Here is a 16820-nt window from a genome sequence, read left to right on the forward strand (position 1 = left end):
ACGGTGGCGGGAACCGGTACGGATCAGCCGTCGTCCCCGGAGAACACGACGAGGCCGCGGAGGTTCTTGCCGTCGGTCAGGTCCTGATACCCCTGGTTGATGTCCTCGAGGCGGTACGTCGCCGTGACGAGCTCGTCGAGCTCGAGATGCCCCGCCCGGTACAGGTGCAGCAACCGCGGGATCTGGGTCCGCGGACCGGTGCCACCGAAGATCGCACCCTGCACCCGCTTCTGCAGCAGGGTCAGCTCGAACAGGTTCAGGGAGACGTCGGTGTCGCGGAAGTCGCCCATGCCGGTCACGACGACCTGGCCCGCCTTGCCGGTCATGTCGAGTGCCTGCTGGATGTGCTCGCCGTGGATCTCGCCGACCGTGACGATGACGACCTCGGCGTTGCGGCCCCACGTCAGGTCCGGCAGCTCCGCCACGGCCTCGTCGACGGACGCGTATGCGTGGGTCGCCCCGAAGTCGAGCGCCGCCTTCCGCTTGTACTCCACGGGGTCGATCGCCAGCACCTGCCGCGCGCCCGCGAACACCGCACCCTGCACGGAGTTGATGCCCACGCCGCCGACACCCATCACGACCACCGTGTCGCCGGGCCGGACGTCGCCGATCTCCGTGGCCGAGCCCCAGCCCGTCGACACGCCGCAGCCGAGCAGGGCCGCCTTGTCGAGCGGGATGTCCTTCTCGATACGCACCACGGACGATTCGTTGACCGTCACGTACGGCGAGAACGTGCCCAGCAGGCACATCTGCACCGCGGGCCTGCCGCCGACGTGCGCGCGGAACGACCCGTCGGCGATCGCCTTGCCGGTGAGCAGACCCGCACCCTCGTCGCACACGTTCTGCAGTCCGGACGCACACGCCGGACACGTTCCGCACGCCGGGATGAACGCCAGCACGACGTGGTCGCCCTCCTCGACCCCGCGCACGCCGGGGCCCACCTTCGTGACCACGCCCGCACCCTCGTGCCCGCCGACGACCGGCAGGAACGCCACCGGACTGGCGCCCGACACCACGTGCGCGTCCGAATGGCACAGTCCCGACGCGGCCAGGCGCACCTGCACCTCGCCCGCCACCGGGTCGCCGAGTTCCACGTCCGTGATCTGCCACGGTGCGCCGATCTCCTCGAGGACTGCCGCCTTCACCTTCATGCGCTGCTCCCGTACGTCGATGGACAGGTGCGGCTCGTGCGGGCCACCGCACACCAGTGTGTGACCCGAGTCACGATGCTCGCATCAACGTACGATCGCCCGAGGGTGCGGCCATAGCGCATTCGCGGCCACAACAGCACCGTTCCGGCCACGCCGGCCTCGCCCGGGGACGATGACTTCGGCCGAACCGGCGGCATCGACCAGCGGTTACGGCGCGCGTTGACGCGCGATACGGGCTCGGCGAAACTGGCCGGATGGACCCCGGCAGCGTTGCCGACGACGTTCCACCGATCACCGGACCCGACACCCTCCGACCCCACGGCGCGCACGGCCGCGCCGTCGTCGACTCCAACCGGCTCATCGCGGCGATCACCGACTCGTGGGACCACCCGCGAACGATGGTGGGGGTGTCGATCCTCCTCGACTGGGCCGCCGAGCACGGTCTCGACCGGCAGGCACTGCTCGACGGTTCGCACATCGACCCCACGTTGCTGCCCGACCCGGTCGCGCTGATCGAGGCGCACCAGGAGCTCACCGTGATCCGCAACCTCGTCGTCGCGTGCTGCTGCCGGCCGGGCGTGGGGGTGGAGCTCGGCGCCCGTTACCACCTGACGGCGTACGGCCATTTCGGTTATCTGCTCGCGACGTGCGGCTCGGTACGCGAAACGGTCGAGAAGGGCCTGCGCTACGCACTGCTCACGTTCGCGTTCTCCACCATGACGGCACGTCTCGGCGATGACGACGACTACGTGCTGGCCTTCGAGGCCGACGACGTGCCCGCCGACGTACGACGGTTCGCCGTCGAACGGGACGCCGCCGCCACGATGCAGATCCAGCGCGAACTGTTCCCCGGCGCGGGCCGCGTGCCGCTGCGCGAGGTGCGGTTCGCGTTTCCCCTGGACCGGACGGACGACGCCGCGGCGTACCGCGCACACTTCCGCGCGCCGGTGGCGTTCGGCAGACCGCGGACCGAACTCGTCTTCGACGCCGCCTACCTGGACCGCGTCCCGCCGATGGCGAACCGCCACACGGCCGAGCTCATGACCGCCGAGTGCGAGCGCATCCGCGCCGAACGCCTCCACCACACGGGAGTCGCGGCGCGAGTTCGGGCGTTCCTGCTGGACCAGACGTCGCTGGACCTCACGCTGGAGACGGTCGCCGAACGGCTGCACTACGCACCGCGCACCCTGCGCCGACACCTGGAGAGCGAGGGCACGACGTTCCGCGCGGTCCTCGACGAGGTGCGGCGGGTCGTGGCCGAGCGACTGTTGCAGGATCCGTCGGTCCCCCGCTACGAGATCGCCCGCCGCCTCGGATACCAGGACTGGTCCAGCGTCACCCGCGCACGTCGCCGCTGGGACGTGCGGACGGCCACCTGACGGGTCGCTCCGTCACCGCTCGGCATGCCGGGCGGGAGCAGCCTCCCCTCCTGCGGCCGCCCCCTCCTACGGCCATCCCCTCCTACGGCCGCCACGCGACGACGTCCCGAACGCACCGTACGGGCCCTCGAATCCACAACACGGGCCCCGGAAACGACAACGCGGGCCCCGGAACCTGCAACACGGGCTCTTGAATGCGAAACACGCGACCCTGACACCGGGGGTTCCCTCGGACGGCGTAGTGTGCCATCTTGTCCGTACAACTTATGCGTACAAGTTCTCGGCGCGAGTGCTCGCGCCGATGCCGACAAGGAGGCCGGCGTGAGCAACCAGGAAACTTCGCGCGTCCCGCTGTTCGCCACGATGCAGCGGATCCCCGGCGGGCTGATGCTGCTCCCCCTGATCCTCGGGGCGATCATCGGCACGTTCGCGTCCGGCGCGCTCGAGATCGGCAGCTTCACCACCGCACTGTTCGCCGACAGCGCGCTGCCGCTGATCGCACTGCTCATCTTCGCCACCGGCACCCAGGTGAGCGCGCGCACCGGCGGACCGATCCTCGCGACCGCGGGCACCCTGCTGCTCACCAAGAGCCTCATCCCGGCAGGCCTCGCCGTGCTGCTGGGCCTGTTCGTGGGCATCGACGGCATCTTCGGCATCTCGCTGCTGGCGCTGCTCGCGGCGGTCGACAACAGCAACGGCGGCCTGTGGCTGGCGTTCACCGGTCAGTACGGCGACGAGCGCGACCGCGGCGCCTACATCGCGAGCGCCGTCAACGACGGTCCCTTCCTGACGCTGCTGTTCCTCGGCGCTTCCGGGCTCGGTGACATCCCGCTGCTGGCACTGGTCGGCGCGATCGTGCCGTTCCTGCTCGGCGTACTCGTCGGCAACATCGACTCCCAGTGGCGCAAGGTCGTGGCGCCGGTGCCGAACATCGTCATCCCGTTCTTCGCGTTCGCGCTCGGCACCGGTATCGACCTCGGTGACATCGTCACCGGCGGCGTCAGCGGCCTCGTCCTCGGTGTGATCGTCGCGCCGGTGACCGGCTTCCTCGTCTACCTCGGCTACCGGTTCCTGCTGCGCCGCGGGAAGATGTCCGGCATCGGCTTCGCCGCGGGCACGACGGCGGGCAACGCGATCGCCACACCTGCGGTCGTCGCCGCGGCCGACCCGACGTTCCAGGAGTACGTCGGCACGGCCACCGCCCAGATCGCGGCGTCGACACTCGTCACCGCACTGCTCGCGCCGTCGATCGCCGCGTTCGTGCTCAAGCGCTCCGGGGAGCTCACGAAGCAGGATCCGGCGGCGGAACCGGCCGGTCCGGTGGAATCGGCATGACGGCAGCGGGCGCCGCAGGGGTCGGCAGGGCGCCGACGGCCGACCCCGCACCCGCCGACACAGGAGACGGCGACACAGGAGGTGACGACGTGGCGATCCACGGCGCACCGCACGCGCACGACGTCGTGATCGTCGCCGACGACGTCACCGGAGCGGGCGACACCGCGGTGCAGTTCGCGGAGGCGGGGTGGACGGCCGAACTGCGGTTGCAGCCGGGCGGCGGTGACGTCCAGGTGGTCGCGGTGAGCAGCGACTCGCGGGCGTGCCCGGACGCCGAGGCCGCGGAGCGCGTCCTGCAGGCGGCCGCGGGCACGCGGGCGAACCGGATGTTCAAGAAGATCGACTCGACGGTGCGCGGCCCGATCCGTGCCGAGCTCGACGCGCTGCTGGGGCAGCTGGGTCCGGACGCGGTCGCTGTCGTGTGCCCGGCGTTCCCCGGGGTGGGCCGCACGGTCGTCGACGGCACCGTGCTGGTCGACGGCGTGCCCGTCGGTGACACCCCGGTGGGCCGCGACCCGGTCACGCCGGTGACCGAGAGCCACCTGCCGACCCTGCTCGGCGCCGCGCAGGTACGCCTCGACCCGGCGGGCGGCCCGGCGGAGTGGGCCGCCCGGCTCCGCGAGGCCGGCCCCGTGGTCGTGGTGGATGCCGCCACCGACGACGACCTCGACCGGCTCGCACGCGCCCTCGACGTGCTCGGCGACGGTGGCCTGCCGGTCGGCGCGGCGGGACTGGCGGGCGCGCTCGCCCGCCGGTGGCGCCCGGCCGCACCCGCCACCGCACCGGAGTCCGCACCCGCACCCACCGACCCCGCCGCCGCGGTCCTCGTCGTCGTGACGAGCCTGCACGCCGCGGCGCGCGCGCAGGTGCAGGCGCTCGTCGACGCGGGTGCCACCCATCACCGGCCCACGCCCGACCAGTTGCTCGACGACGGGGCCTGGCACGCCCTGCTCGAGCACCTCGCCCACCCGCCGACGGCCACGGACACGGCCGCGTCCGGACCGACCACCGTGGTGCTCAGCGCCCCGGAACGCGGCGACACCGACGTGCCACCGGGCCTCGTCGCACATCGCCTCGCCGACGCCGCGGCCGAACTGGTCCGGACCACCGAGCCCGCCGGGCTCGTCGTCACCGGCGGCGACGGCGCCCGCGCCCTGCTGGCGGGTCTCGGCAGCAGTGGCATCCGGCTCGACGCGACCGGCACCGATGCGGGGGCGGGTGTCGCGACGGGCACCGTCGTCGGCGGCAGGGCCGAGGGCCTGCCGATCGCGACCAAAGCCGGTGGTTTCGGCGAATCCGACGTGTTGATCACGGCCGCAGACGCGGTCCGCAGAAGAAGGAGTGACCGTTGACGGCAGCAACGCAGACCCAAGTGCCGACCCTCGCCCTCACGCTCGGCGACGTCGCGGGCATCGGCCCCGAGATCACGGCGCGGACGCTGCTGGACCACGACGAGCTCCGCGCGATCTGCCGTCCCGTCGTCGTCGGGGACGCCGACGCGCTGCGCCGCGCGGTCACCGAGGTGCTCGGCCGGGACGCGGGCGTCGTCCGCGTGATCGACCGCCCCGCCGACGCGACGAACGATCCGGCCGCGATCGAGGTCGTCCAGGACGGGCCGTCGCTCGGCCACGTGCCGTACGGCGAGCTCAGCCCCGACGCCGGTGATGGGGCGGCGCGGTTCGTGATGCGGGCGTGCTCGCTCGCGCGTGCGGGCGAGGTCGACGGCATCGTGACGGCGCCGCTCAACAAGGCGGCGATGCACGCGGGCGGGCACAACTGGCCGGGCCACACCGAACTGCTCGCGCACGAGTTCGGCGTCGACAACTTCAGCCTCGTGCTCTCGGCGGGCGAGCTGTACTTCTTCCACCTCACGACGCACGTCTCGCTGCGGGACGCGATCACCGGGGTGAACGCCGAGCGGACCGACAACGTGCTCCGGCTCGTCGGCTCGTTCGCAGGCGCACTGGGCATCCCCGACGAGGCGATCGGCGTCGCGGGCCTGAACCCGCACGCCGGCGAGAACCGGCTGTTCGGCGACGAGGACGCCGACGTGCTCGAACCGGCCGTGCAGCGTGCCAGGGCCGCAGGCATCAACGCCGTCGGGCCGCTGCCCGCCGACGCGCTCGTTCCCCAGGCCGTCAACGGAAAGTGGCGCTTCGTCGTCGTCTGCTACCACGACCAGGGACACGCGCCGTTCAAGGCCGTCTACGGCGACGACGGCGTGAACATCACGGTCGGGCTGCCGGTGGTGCGGGTGTCGGTCGACCACGGCACGGCGTTCGACATCGCGGGCACCGGCGTCGCACGAGAGGCCAGCCTGGTGCTCGCCGCACGGCGTGCCGCCGAGCTCGCGCCCGGCTGGAACCAGGTGTGGGAGACCGCCCGGTCGGCCGCGGACCGATGACCGGCCCGGCGGCGCCGACCTGCCGTTCCCGGCTCCGGCCGGCTTCGTAGACTCCACCGTCATGGGCGTCGACCGCAGCACGCGCGCACCGCTGCACCAACAGGTCGCGAACACGTTGCGTCAGGAGATCCTCGGCCACGACCTGCCCCCGGGTGAGGCGCTGCCGAGCGAGGCGGCGCTGTGCGAGCGGTTCGGCGTGGCGCGGAGCGTCGTGCGCCAGGCCGTCGCCGGACTCGCCGGCGACGGCCTGGTGATCCGCAGGCAGGGCAGGCCGACGATCGTCGCGCCGCCCGCCGAGTACCGCCGCCTGGTGCAGCGTGCGACCGGCATGTTCGACCAGTTCGCCCGCCGGGGTCACCAACTGCGCACGACGATCCTCGACCTCTCCCCCGCACCGCCGCCGCCCGGTGGCCGTGACTTCCTCGGCACCGACGACACGGTCCGCCTCGAACGACTGCGCCTCGTCGACGGCGACCCACTGTCCTATGTGCGCACCTGGCTGCCCGTCGACCGCGTGCCCGGTCTGCACGCCGACCACCTCACCGACGCGTCGCTGCACCGGCTGCTGACCCGCGACTACGGCCTGCGCCCGATGCGCGGCAGACGGCAGGTGCACGCCGTGGCCGCGGACGAACGCCTCGCCGACGCACTCGGCACCGCAGCAGGCGACCCGCTGCTGTTGCTCGAAGGCGGCACGACCGATCAGCACGACCGTCCCCTGGAATGGTTCAGCGCCTGGCATCGGGCCGACCGTGTCGTGTTCGACATCGACGTCTCCGAGTCGATGGAGACACTGCGCCTCGACGCGGCCGACCCGTCCGGCGTCGACCACTCGGCCGACGACACGGCCCCCGACAACGCTGTCCCCAGCGGCGCCGCCCCCGACGACACGGCCCTCGACGACCGCGGGCCCGCGGGTACCGACGACGACGTCGACCTCGAGCGCGCCCGGAGGCTCCTCGCCGAGCTGGCCCGCATCCTCGGCTGACCACGACCGGAATCTTTCCGCCTGGCGGAACAGTCGTTCGTTGTCACCCGATGGTGGACCTGCTTGACCGTTGATTTCACCTGGTGAGACACTCGGCCGCACCATTCCTGCAACAGAAACGATGTCGTGGCCGAAAGCACCGTGCCCTCTCCCGACGCTCCCTCTCCCGACACGCCCTCCGGCAGCACACCCTCGCGGAGCAGCACCCCCTCACAGCGCATGTCCTCCCGGAACCCGCGATCGCCGAACCCGCAGGCGCAGGACTCTCCGCCGCACACCGCGACGGCCCAGGGCGGGACCGGGACGGAGGCCGCCGCGAGGGTGGCGGACGTACTCCTCATGTTCACCGGCGGCCCCGAGTATCTCGGCGTGAGCACCATCAGCCGCACACTCGGCATCTCCAAGGCCGTCGTGTACCGCATCCTGCAATCGCTCGTGTCGCGGGACGTGCTCGCCACGACGCCCGGAGTGACCGGCTACCGACTCGGCCCCGCCGCCGTGGCGCTGGGCGCGAGCGCCCTTCGGCGCTTCGACGCGAAGATCGCGGCCGCCCCGGTCCTCCGGAAGCTGCGTGACCAGACCGGCGAGACGACGACATTGTCCGGGCTGGTCGGCGACGAGCGGGTGTACCTCGAACAGTTCGAGAGCCGCGCCGAGATCAAGATGACCGTCGACATCGGCACGCGCTTCCCACTGCACGCCGGTTCGTCGGGCAAGGCGATCCTCGCGCAGCTGCCGGACTGGCGTCGCGACGACATCCTTGCCGGCGACCTCGGCGCGTTCACCGAGCGCACCGTGACGGACCGGGAGACGTTGGCCGAACAGCTCACCGCCATCGCCACCGACGGCGTCGCCGTGTCGCTCGGGGAACGGCAGAGCGGCGCGGGGTCCGTCGCCGCCGCGCTCGTCACGCCGGACGGCGAGGTGCACGGCGCGATCAGCGTGTGCGGGCCCGAGTACCGGTTCACTCCGGACAAGATCGAGCGCTACCGCGAGCTGGTACGCAACGCCACCGCCGAGATCATCCGGAACTGGGCCGACGGGCCCGCCGCGGGCGGGAACCGGGACTGATCCCGGCCCACCCGGCGGCGAGTACGTCAGCGACCGCGGGGCAGGTAACGGCCCTGCGGGTCACCCTGGACCTTGCCGTCGGCGAACACGTGGTGGCCGCGGACGAAGGTGTCGGTGACCTTGGCCGTCATGTCGAAGCCCTCGAACGGCGTGTACTCCTGGGTGGACTCGGAGTCGGCCGCGCGGACCGTCCACGACACCGTCGGGTCGACCAGCGCGATGTCGGCGTCGTAGCCCTCGGCGATCGCACCCTTGTTGACGAGACCGTAGCGCCGCGCCGGGTTCCACGACGTCAGCTTCGCGACCCGCTGCGGTGACAGGCCACGCTTGGCGCCCTCGCCGACCAGTCCCGGCAACAGGTACTCGGCGCCGCCGAATCCGGACTTGGCGACGAACACGTCGTCGCGGTCCTCGCCGAACTTCAGCTCGTCCTTGCAGCAGGCGTGATCGCTGACGACCCAGTCGACCTCGTCGGCGAGCACGTGGCGCCACAGCGCCTCGACGTCCTCGCGCTCCCGCAGCGGCGGGTTCACCTTGCCGCCGATACCGCTGGCGGTGTCCACATCGGCCAGCAGGTGGCCGACCGTGACCTCCCTCCGGAAGTCCACGTGCGGGAACGTCGTCGCCATCCGCAGCGCCGCGTCCAGTGCCTTCTCCGACGACAGGTGCAGCAGGTTGATGTTCGGCAGGCCGGTCTCGTGGGCCAGGTACGACGCGATCGTCACGGCCAGGCCCTCCGAGTGCGGCGGACGCGACCGGCTGTAGGCCCGCAGCCCGGACAGCGACGGGTCCTGCTCGACGAGCTTGGTGTAGGCGGTCATGATCTCGGCCGTCTCGCAGTGCAGCGACAGCGAGAGATGGTCGGCGTAGTCCGGCAGCGCCTCGCGCGCGGCCTGGATGCCGCGCATGACGAACTCGAAGTGCGCCAGGTCGTACCGCTCCTCCGGCGGAGTCATGAGGAAGTCGCTCTGACTCGCCGACCGGCCGTGGAGACCGTGGCTGCCGTAGAACATGAAGATCTTGAACGACGTCACGCCGTGCTCCTCGACCAGATACGGGATCTCGTCGATGTGCTGCGACATCATCGGCGCGAGATGGAAGGCGTAGTCCACGTACGCGTTGCCCGACGCGGCCGAGAGCACCTCGGGGAAGAACTCCCGGTACGGCCCACCCTTGTTGAGGTAGTACTGCCCGGTGCGCATGTACGTCAGCGCCGTCGTCACACCGCCCTGCGCGCCGGCACGACTCTCGGTGCGCGTGTCGGCGGGCAGCTCGTTGTAGATGCCCCAGTGCTGGTGCGCGTCCACCACGCCGGGGAACGCCAGCAGGCCGCGCCCGTCGACGACGTTCGCGGCGTCCTCGCGCGACTGTCCACCCGCGACACGGACGATCTTTCCGTCGTTGACCGCGATGTCGGTCGCCTCCGGCGTCGCGTTGTCGGGATCGTCGGGGCGCACCACCCGGACATCGGTGATGAGCAGTTCCGTCGTCGCCATCCGTCGTTCTCCTTACTGCGTGTGCGAATACCGGCGGGCCACGTCGTCGGCGGCCAGCCAGGACAGGCCGAACGCCGGCAACAGCCCGTTGCCCGGCAGATAACCGGCGGCGCCGTGGCCGGAGATCCCGGCGGCGGCACCCCCTGCGGCGTACAGACCGGGGATCGGCCGGTCGTCGGTGTCGACGACCGCCGCGTGCTCGTCGACCAGCAGCCCCCCTTGCGTGTGGAACAGGGCGGGCACGACACGGACGGCGGCGAGCCTGCCTTCGAGCGGGCGCTCCCAGTTCGTCCTGCCGAACCGGTCGGCGCGCTCGCCGCGCGCTGCCGCGGCGCTGTCGGCGAGCTCGGCGGCGAGCGTCTCGGCGGGCAGGCCGGTCACCTCGGCGAGCTCGGCGGCGTCGGCGGCCCACACGATCGCGCCCGCGTCGACGTTGTCCCGGAAGTCCCGGAACGGCAGGCACTGCTCGTGGATCGTCTCGTCGATGACGATCCACCCCGTCGCCCCTCGGCGGGCGGCGAGTTCCGCGGCGTACTCCGAGTAGCCGCGCGTCTCGTCGCCGAAGCGCGTGCCGTCGAGATCGACGAGGACGCCGCCGTGGATGACGGTCGCCCATCCGACGAGCGTTCCGGACTTCGCGCCGACCGCGCCGTGTCCCTGATAGGCGTCGAGGAACCCGGATGCGGCACCGGCGCCGACACCGATCCGCAGCGCGTCGCCGAGCGAGTGCTCGCCGCCCTGGTACAGCGCATCGGCGATCTCGGGCAGGTGCTCGGCCACGAGACCACGGTCGGCGCCGAAACCGTTCGTGGCGAGCAGCACCGCACGGGTCGGAATCCGCTCCTCCGCGCCGTCGGGATAGCGCACGATCACCCCACGGACGTCGCCGCCGTCGCCCAGGCGCACGTCGACCAACCGCGCGGGCGCCAACAGCTCGATGTCCGGGTGCTCACCGGCGCGCCGGGCGAGATGGTCGATCACTCCGGAGCCGTGCCTGCCGGGAATGGTGTGACAGCGCGCCACGGCGTGGCCGGGATAGGTGAAGTCGGTGACCAGCGAGAGCGGCAGCCCCGCCGAATCGGCCAGCCATTCCACGAGCGGGGCACTGATCCCGGCGAGTGTCCGCGCCAGCCGCGCATCCGCGGTGCCGTGGGTCTTGGCCATGATGTCGGCGACGAACCGTTCCGGCCCGTCGTCGATCCCCGCCTCGGCCTGCCACCGGGACCCGGCGCCGGGGAACATCGCCGTCGACATCGACGTGTTGTTGCCCCTGCGGAAGTGTTCGCTGGCCTCGACCACGAGCACGCTCAGCCCGTGTTCGGCCGCGCGCAGCGCACCGGCGAGGCCACCTCCGGCACCGGCGACGACGAGGTCGGGGCCGTCGGTCTCGGTCGGGTCGGGACCGGTCATGCGGTCGGCGCTCCTTCCACGGTCAGCAACCGCAGCGCAAGCGCGGTCGGGTCGACGATGCGCGCGGCCAGGTCGGCGGGTTCGACGTCCACCGCGGAGCAGCCGTTAAGCACCGCGGTGGCTCCGCGCTCGGCGAGTCGGGTCACCGCCTCGCCGAGCGCGGCGTTCCAGGCCGCGGTGTCGGCGATGGCGTCGAACGGCAGGTCCAGCACCTCGACCCCCGCCGAGTACGCCACCAGACCGTACGCCGCGAGCCGCCGGGTGAGCTCCGCGCCGATCGCCTCGTTGCGGACGACGGCGCCGAACCGCTCACCACGGGCGGCGAGGAAGCCGGCCGAGAGCTTCAGCAGCCCGTGCACCGGCGGGCCCGCTGCGGCGCCGCCGGACGTGACGCCGTCGGGCACCGCCGGGTCGAGCACACAGTCGGGAAACGCCAGGTCCCAGCCCGGCGCACGATCCGCCGACGCCGTGTCGAGTGCCGCCGTGACCGCCCGTTCCGACGTGCGCACGGCCGCGTCGGTGTCCAGCGCCGACGGTGCATCGGGGCCGACGTCGCGCACCACGATCTCGAGGCCGGGCGGAGCCAGCCGGTCGTACCGGTCCTGCCGCCTCTGGATCTCCTCGTCCGGCAGGTGGATGGGCGTCACAGCCAGTGCGCGCACCACGGTCATTCCTCCTCGTTCGGGGCCGTGTTCTCCGCGACCGTGTTCTCCGCGACCGTGCTTTCCGGGGTCGTGCTGTCCGGAGGGGTCGTCGCCGGGACCCCGGCCAGCCCGCGCAGTGCCTCGCCCACCCGCGGAGAGGCGGCGAAGCCCGTGCTGAACGCCACCAGCCGGTCCAGCACGGGGTCATCGCCGAGCAGGCCGCGGAGAAGCCCGGTGACGGCGTCGCGGTCGAAGGGCCGATGATCCGCATCGCCGACCGGGTTGGGCACCTCGGCGGTGCGGGTGTCGCCGTCGGTGTAGCGCACGGTCACGCGGGCGGCCCGCCTGCCGGGCAGGCGGGCCGTGAGGTCGTCGGCGGCCACGACGGTCACGTGCCGCGCCAGGTCGCGCAGTCGCGGATCGGCCGGCCTGCCGTCGGCGTAGGTCCGTGGCTCGACGGCGCCGTCCAGGGCCGCCGCCGCGACGACGAACGGCGTCGAGAACATGGCCGACAGCCGGTTGTCCCAGTCCGTCCTGGACAGACCGGCGCCCAGGGCGTGCGTCTCGACGCGCACGTCGGCGACGGTCCTGCCGTCGGCGAGTTCGAGCATCGCGTCCGCGGCCGGGTGGGTGAACGAGCACGACGCGTGCCGCTTGAAGTAGCCGGCCGTGACGTCCCAGCGGGTACCGAGCTCCGCGGTGAGCTCACCGGGGTCGAACGCGCCCAGCAGGGAGCCGAGCGACAGCGCGGCCGTGCCGGTGTTGCGGGCGACACCCGCCGCAGCCATGCGCGCCGCGGCGAGGCCTGCGGTGTTGGCGGCACCGAGCCAGGCGTCGCGCACGGGGTTGCCGGTCGTCGCGGAGTCGAAGTGCCCCGCCACGGGCATGCCGGCTCCGGTGTCGATCGCGGCGGCGCACACGTCCGGGCCGAGACCGAGCAGCCGAGCACACCCGGCGGCGGCACCGGCGACACCCCAGTTGCCGTGCGGGTGCGCCCCCGCTCGCAACCGCGTCGCCCTGCCGAACCGGGCCGCCACCTCGTAGGCGGCCAGCAGGGCCGCGGCGGTGTCGGCGCCCGTCGCGTCACGCTCCGCCGCCAGCGCCAGTACCGCGGGGAACCCGTGCACAGCGGGGTGTCCCTTGGCGTACTTGTTGCCCTCGTCGAGTTCCAGGCACGCCATCGCGGAGGCGTTCAGCCACGCCGCGGTGTCCACCGGTGCCGTCTGTCCCGCCCCGAACACCGGTGCCGGTCCCCCGGCCGCCGCCCACGCCAGCCGCAGCGCGGTCTGGTCGTCGGTCCGGGCGCCCACCGCCGCCACCCCGACGACGTCGAGCACCACGAGCGCGAGCCGGTCGAGGACCGCGGCCGGTACGGCGGCGGACTCCAGCCGCGCCACCCACGCGCCGAGCTCGGCCGTGGCCGCCGCGGCCGCATCCGTCGACGACGTCGTCGTCTGCCCGTCCATCACAGTCCCAGGTAGGCCTTCCGTACGCGTTCGTCGTCGGCGAGTTCGGCGCCGCCCCCGGACAGCACGACCGAGCCGCTCTCCATCACGTACGCCCTGTCCGCGATGGCGAGCGCCTGTTTCGCGTTCTGTTCGACGAGCAGCACCGACACGCCCGTGTCGCGGATCTCGCGCACCGCGTCGAGCATCATCCACGTCAGCTTGGGCGACAGCCCCGTCGACGGTTCGTCGAGCAGCAGCATCCGCGGGCCCGCCATCAGCGCGCGGCCGATCGCGAGCATCTGCTGCTGGCCGCCGCTGAAGGTCTGCGCCACCTGGCCACGGCGTTCGGCGAGGATCGGGAACAGGTCGTACACCTGGTCCAGCCGCGTCGTCGTGTCCTCGGCCGAGGCGGTCCACGCGCCCATGCGCAGGTTCTCCTCGACGGTGAGCGTGCCGAACAGGGCCCGGTCCTCGGGCACGTGCACCAGACCGTCCCGGACGAGCACGTCGGGCCTGCGTCCCGCGGTGTCACCGCCGTCGAAGACGATCCGCCCCGACTGCGGCGCGAGCTGACCGCAGATGCTCCGCAACGTCGTGGTCTTGCCCGCACCGTTGGCGCCGACGAGCGCGACCAGCTCGCCCGCACCGACGTGCAGGTCCACCTCGTGCAGGATGCGCATGCGGCCGTATCCGGCGCTCAGCTTCTCAAGCGTCAGCATGGGGCGTCGGCTCCTCCCCGAGATAGGCGTCGATCACGCGCGGGTCGGCCGTGACCTCGTCGGGCGTACCGGTGGCGAGCACGGCGCCCTGGTCCAGCACGAGCACGCGATCGGACAGCCGCATGACCGCGGCCATGATGTGCTCGATGAACACCAGCGTCGTGCCGTCCTGCTCCCGCAGTTCGGCCAGCAGGTCGAGCACGGGCTCACGCTCGGCGGGCAGCAGGCCGGCGAGCACCTCGTCGAGCAGCAGTACCCGTGGCCGCGCGGCGAGCGCCCTGGCGAGTTCGAGCCGTTTCAGGCCGGCCGTGGGCAGCTCGGTCGCGGGCCGGTGTGCCCACTCCTCCAGTCCGACCCGTTCGACGACCTCCATCGCGCGGTCACGCAGTCGCTCCGCCCCACGCGTGTGGTGCTGCGCGGCCAGGCTCACGTTCTCGGCGACCGTCATGCTCGCGAACGGGCGCATCAGCTGGAAGGTCCGCACCATGCCGCGGCGCGCGATCGTCTCCGGTTTGCGGCCGGTCACGTCCGTGCCCGCGAACCGCACCGACCCCGAGTCGGGCTTCAGCGCACCGCAGATGACGTTGAACAGCGTCGTCTTGCCCGCACCGTTCGGCCCGATCACGCCGACGATCTCACCCTCCGACACGGACATCTCCACATCGGACAGAGCGTGCAGACCCCGGAACTTCTTGTCCACACCGGACAGTTCGAGCAGGCTCATCGGCGCCGCCTTTCCGAGAACTTGTCGGCGAGCGTCCCGAAGATGCCCTTCGGCATCAACCGCACGATGAGGATCAGCATCACCGCGTACAGGATGACGTCGAGGCCGCTGCGCCCCTGCAGGAAGCTCAGGAACTCGGGCGGGGTCGCCAGCAACGTCGCGGTCACGTCCGCGAGCGAGCCGACGATCACCGCCCCCACGACCGGACCCCAGATCGTGCCGATCCCGCCGATCACGGCGGTGACGATCGCTTCGATGGACACCGAGGAACCGAACGCCAGCTGCGGATCGATGAACAGGTAGTACTGGGTGTAGAACGCGCCCGCCACCGCGGTGATCGCACCGGAGAGCGCGACGGTGAGCAGCTTGTGCCGCATCACCGGCGCGCCGACCGAGGCGGCGGCGAGCTCGTCGTCCCGGATCGCCACGACGTAGCGGCCCGCGGGCGAGTGCCGGAACAGGATGCTCAGCGCCACGGCCCCGCCCGCCAGCACCAGCGCGATCCAGAAGTACGCGGGCGATCCGGCCGGGAACTGCATCTGCCACACCGACGAGCCCTGGATCAGTGGTACCTGGTAACCGACGGCACCGTTGACCGCGTCACTGCTCGTGGTCACCAACCGCAGCATCTCGGCGAACGCGAACGTCGCCAGCGCGAAGTACGCGCCTTTGAGGTCGTACCGGAACGAGAAGTAGCCGATCACCATGGCGACCGCCGCCGCCACGACCATGCCCGCTGCCATGCCGACCCACGGCGACACGCCGTGTTCGACCAGCAGGTACGCACTCGTGTACGCACCGAGTCCGAAGTAGGCCGCGTGACCGAAGCTGAACATCCCGCCGAAGCCGCTCATGATGTTCCAGCCCACGGCCATGATCAGGAAGATCAGGATGCGCACGGCGACCGCGCCCTGCGCGGACGGCAGGATCAACGGCAGCGGGATCGCCAGCAGCACCAGGACGGCGAGCACCGCGAACTGGCGATTCTGGGGACGCAGCGGCGGCGCCGGTCCCGCGGACCGCGCCTCCCGCCGCGACTCGACTGCGGTGTCGGTCATGTTCGCCTCCCGAACAATCCTTGCGGACGCAGGAACAGCACCAGCACGAACACCACGAAGACGCCGAGCAACGAGCTCTGACCGTCGAGGTAGATCGTGGTGAGCTGCTCGACCAGTCCGATGAGCAGTCCGCCGACGAGCGCGCCGACGACGTTGCCCATGCCGCCGAGGACCACCACGACGAACGCGGTGATGTTGAACTGCTCGCCCAGCGTCGGCGTGACCGACAGCAACGGCACGGCCAGCGCCGCGGCTGCACCGGCACAGGCGGCGCCGATGGCGAACGTCAGGGTGTGGATCCGGCGCACGTTGATGCCGACCAGTTCGGCACCGGGACCGTTCGACGCGACCGCGCGGATCGCCGTGCCGAGCCTGGTGTGCTGCAACATCCAGTACAGCACGAGACCGAGCGCCACGGCGCCCGCGAACGCGTACAGCCGCGACCCGGCCACCACGGCGCCGAACACGTCGAGGTGCGTCTCACCGGGCAGGCCCACGTTCTTCGGTTCGGCGCCGAAGAACAACAACAGCCCGTTCTCCAGCAACAGCGACAGCCCGAGCGTGATGAGCAGCTGGTTCTCCAGCGTGGCTCCGCCCGACCCGGACAGCAGCCCGCGGTGCACGAGCACACCCACGAGGAACAGTGCGGGCACGGTGACCAGCATCGTCAGGTACGGGTGCAGACCGGTCGCCTGCACCACGCCGAACGAGAGGAACATGGCCACCGCCAGCAACGCGCCGTGGGCGAAGTTCACGATGTCGAGCACGCCGAAGATCAGCGTGAGTCCCATCGCGATCAGCCCGTACAGCCCGCCGGTCAGCAGGCCGGTCACCACCGACTGCCAGACCACGATGCCGCTGCCCGACTGGATCAGCGCGACGGCGATGGCCGCCGCCACCAAGGCGCCCACGACGCCCGCACGTTTCAGCACCGCGAGGGTGGCCGACGGCGCCCGGGTCTCCGGGGCGTCGGTGTCGATCGTCGCCGTCATC

Annotated in this window: 15 protein-coding genes; 6 read left to right on the top strand and 9 right to left on the bottom strand. The window is 71.9% G+C overall.

The window, feature by feature from the left end; all coding sequences use genetic code 11:
* Nucleotides 1-23 precede the first annotated feature (23 nt).
* A complete protein-coding gene (locus LY13_RS20940; RefSeq protein WP_253830315.1) occupies nucleotides 24-1151 on the bottom strand; it encodes an NDMA-dependent alcohol dehydrogenase in 1128 nt (375 codons plus the stop codon).
* A gap of 254 nt (nucleotides 1152-1405) precedes the next feature.
* Here LY13_RS20940 and LY13_RS20945 point away from each other — a divergent pair, with 254 nt between their 5' ends.
* The 6 genes from LY13_RS20945 to LY13_RS20970 all read left to right on the top strand — a co-directional run bounded on the left by LY13_RS20945 (nucleotide 1406) and on the right by LY13_RS20970 (nucleotide 8328).
* Nucleotides 1406-2530, top strand: coding sequence for an AraC family transcriptional regulator (locus tag LY13_RS20945; RefSeq protein WP_253830316.1), 1125 nt, complete (start codon nucleotides 1406-1408; stop codon nucleotides 2528-2530).
* 321 nt (nucleotides 2531-2851) lie between these two features.
* The gene (locus tag LY13_RS20950; RefSeq protein WP_253830317.1) at nucleotides 2852-3865 is read left to right on the top strand and encodes a 2-keto-3-deoxygluconate permease; all 1014 of its coding nucleotides are present in this window, start codon (nucleotides 2852-2854) and stop codon (nucleotides 3863-3865) included.
* Nucleotides 3862-5217: a four-carbon acid sugar kinase family protein gene (locus tag LY13_RS20955; RefSeq protein WP_253830318.1), complete on the top strand. Its 1356-nt coding sequence runs from the start codon at nucleotides 3862-3864 to the stop codon at nucleotides 5215-5217. The genes LY13_RS20950 and LY13_RS20955 overlap by 4 nt, the downstream gene beginning before the upstream one ends.
* On the top strand, nucleotides 5214-6269 hold the full coding sequence (gene pdxA / locus LY13_RS20960; RefSeq protein WP_253830319.1) for a 4-hydroxythreonine-4-phosphate dehydrogenase PdxA: 1056 nt from the start codon (nucleotides 5214-5216) through the stop codon (nucleotides 6267-6269). Before LY13_RS20955 ends, pdxA begins: the two co-directional genes overlap by 4 nt.
* A 61-nt stretch (nucleotides 6270-6330) precedes the next feature.
* Nucleotides 6331-7257, top strand: coding sequence for a GntR family transcriptional regulator (locus LY13_RS20965; RefSeq protein WP_253830320.1), 927 nt, complete (start codon nucleotides 6331-6333; stop codon nucleotides 7255-7257).
* 321 nt (nucleotides 7258-7578) lie between these two features.
* Complete coding sequence (locus tag LY13_RS20970) at nucleotides 7579-8328, top strand: IclR family transcriptional regulator (RefSeq protein WP_253830321.1); 750 nt, start codon at nucleotides 7579-7581, stop codon at nucleotides 8326-8328.
* 26 nt (nucleotides 8329-8354) lie between these two features.
* Here the strand turns inward: LY13_RS20970 and LY13_RS20975 are convergent, their stop codons facing one another.
* The 8 genes from LY13_RS20975 to LY13_RS21010 are packed head-to-tail and all read right to left on the bottom strand — an operon-like array spanning nucleotide 8355 to nucleotide 16819.
* Nucleotides 8355-9824, bottom strand: a complete 1470-nt coding sequence (locus LY13_RS20975; RefSeq protein WP_253830322.1) for a dihydroorotase — start codon at nucleotides 9822-9824, stop codon at nucleotides 8355-8357.
* Nucleotides 9825-9836: 12 nt separating this feature from the next.
* Entirely contained in the window at nucleotides 9837-11234 is a 1398-nt protein-coding gene (locus LY13_RS20980; RefSeq protein WP_253830323.1) for an FAD-dependent oxidoreductase, read from the bottom strand.
* Nucleotides 11231-11905 (bottom strand): aspartate/glutamate racemase family protein, encoded by a 675-nt coding sequence (locus LY13_RS20985; RefSeq protein ID WP_253830324.1) that lies wholly within the window; start codon nucleotides 11903-11905, stop codon nucleotides 11231-11233. The genes LY13_RS20980 and LY13_RS20985 overlap by 4 nt, the downstream gene beginning before the upstream one ends.
* Nucleotides 11902-13344, bottom strand: coding sequence for an MmgE/PrpD family protein (locus tag LY13_RS20990; protein ID WP_253830325.1), 1443 nt, complete (start codon nucleotides 13342-13344; stop codon nucleotides 11902-11904). The genes LY13_RS20985 and LY13_RS20990 overlap by 4 nt, the downstream gene beginning before the upstream one ends.
* Nucleotides 13344-14045, bottom strand: coding sequence for an ABC transporter ATP-binding protein (locus LY13_RS20995; protein ID WP_253830326.1), 702 nt, complete (start codon nucleotides 14043-14045; stop codon nucleotides 13344-13346). Before LY13_RS20995 ends, LY13_RS20990 begins: the two co-directional genes overlap by 1 nt.
* Nucleotides 14032-14769 (bottom strand): ABC transporter ATP-binding protein, encoded by a 738-nt coding sequence (locus LY13_RS21000; protein ID WP_253830327.1) that lies wholly within the window; start codon nucleotides 14767-14769, stop codon nucleotides 14032-14034. The genes LY13_RS20995 and LY13_RS21000 overlap by 14 nt, the downstream gene beginning before the upstream one ends.
* On the bottom strand, nucleotides 14766-15827 hold the full coding sequence (locus LY13_RS21005) for a branched-chain amino acid ABC transporter permease (protein ID WP_253830328.1): 1062 nt from the start codon (nucleotides 15825-15827) through the stop codon (nucleotides 14766-14768). The genes LY13_RS21000 and LY13_RS21005 overlap by 4 nt, the downstream gene beginning before the upstream one ends.
* Nucleotides 15824-16819, bottom strand: a complete 996-nt coding sequence (locus LY13_RS21010) for a branched-chain amino acid ABC transporter permease (RefSeq protein WP_253830329.1) — start codon at nucleotides 16817-16819, stop codon at nucleotides 15824-15826. The genes LY13_RS21005 and LY13_RS21010 overlap by 4 nt, the downstream gene beginning before the upstream one ends.
* Between the last annotated feature and the right edge of the window lies 1 nt (nucleotide 16820).

This window comes from Prauserella aidingensis (assembly GCF_024171865.1).
GTDB classification, from domain to species: Bacteria; Actinomycetota; Actinomycetes; order Mycobacteriales; family Pseudonocardiaceae; genus Prauserella; species Prauserella aidingensis.

Excerpts from the sequence above, each read along its gene's own strand:
- LY13_RS20940 (WP_253830315.1), bottom strand. The coding sequence starts at position 1,151 with ATGAAGGTGAAGGCGGCAGTCCTCGAGGAGATCGGCGCACCGTGGCAG.
- LY13_RS20945 (WP_253830316.1), top strand. The coding sequence starts at position 1,406 with ATGGACCCCGGCAGCGTTGCCGACGACGTTCCACCGATCACCGGACCC.
- LY13_RS20955 (WP_253830318.1), top strand. The coding sequence starts at position 3,862 with ATGACGGCAGCGGGCGCCGCAGGGGTCGGCAGGGCGCCGACGGCCGAC.
- LY13_RS20965 (WP_253830320.1), top strand. The coding sequence starts at position 6,331 with ATGGGCGTCGACCGCAGCACGCGCGCACCGCTGCACCAACAGGTCGCG.
- LY13_RS20975 (WP_253830322.1), bottom strand. The coding sequence starts at position 9,824 with ATGGCGACGACGGAACTGCTCATCACCGATGTCCGGGTGGTGCGCCCC.
- LY13_RS20980 (WP_253830323.1), bottom strand. The coding sequence starts at position 11,234 with ATGACCGGTCCCGACCCGACCGAGACCGACGGCCCCGACCTCGTCGTC.
- LY13_RS20985 (WP_253830324.1), bottom strand. The coding sequence starts at position 11,905 with ATGACCGTGGTGCGCGCACTGGCTGTGACGCCCATCCACCTGCCGGAC.
- LY13_RS20990 (WP_253830325.1), bottom strand. The coding sequence starts at position 13,344 with ATGGACGGGCAGACGACGACGTCGTCGACGGATGCGGCCGCGGCGGCC.
- LY13_RS20995 (WP_253830326.1), bottom strand. The coding sequence starts at position 14,045 with ATGCTGACGCTTGAGAAGCTGAGCGCCGGATACGGCCGCATGCGCATC.
- LY13_RS21000 (WP_253830327.1), bottom strand. The coding sequence starts at position 14,769 with ATGAGCCTGCTCGAACTGTCCGGTGTGGACAAGAAGTTCCGGGGTCTG.
- LY13_RS21005 (WP_253830328.1), bottom strand. The coding sequence starts at position 15,827 with ATGACCGACACCGCAGTCGAGTCGCGGCGGGAGGCGCGGTCCGCGGGA.
- LY13_RS21010 (WP_253830329.1), bottom strand. The coding sequence starts at position 16,819 with ATGACGGCGACGATCGACACCGACGCCCCGGAGACCCGGGCGCCGTCG.